The organism is Rhizobium sp. 05L419 (assembly GCF_056397845.1).
In genome coordinates this window covers 1-373 of record NZ_JBFTOF010000101.1, presented here as the reverse complement: position 1 = coordinate 373, position 373 = coordinate 1, and the positions used below count along the sequence as shown (strand labels likewise).

Here is a 373-nt window from a genome sequence, read left to right as displayed (position 1 = left end):
GCAGACCTGGCAGCGACCGACTCTCCCGCGTCTTAAGACGAAGTACCATAGGCGCTGGGGCATTTCACGGCCGTGTTCGGAATGGGAACGGGTGCAGCCGCCCCGCCATAACCACCAGGTCAGCGAAGCGCAACATTGTGAGAAGCTGGCGAGGTCTTTCGACCTCGTTTTTMGTSTTTGAACACGTCTTGCACATCARSCGACGGGRCAAACACTGSGTGTTCGCCCTGTCGGGACGAATGCTTTGCATTCGCCCTGAGATGAGCATGGTCAATGAGAACAATTAAGCCAATCGAGCTATTAGTACCGGTAAGCTTCATGCATTGCTGCACTTCCACACCCGGCCTATCAACGTGGTCGTCTTCCACGGCTC

2 rRNA genes are annotated in these 373 nt (G+C 55.6%); both read right to left on the bottom strand.

The features are described from left to right. Positions 1 to 4: 4 nt before the first annotated feature. Positions 5 to 119, bottom strand: a 5S ribosomal RNA gene (gene rrf / locus AC1DMK_RS31180). Positions 120 to 279: 160 nt separating this feature from the next. Continuing rightward, positions 280 to 373 (bottom strand): 23S ribosomal RNA (locus tag AC1DMK_RS31175); the annotation flags it as partial.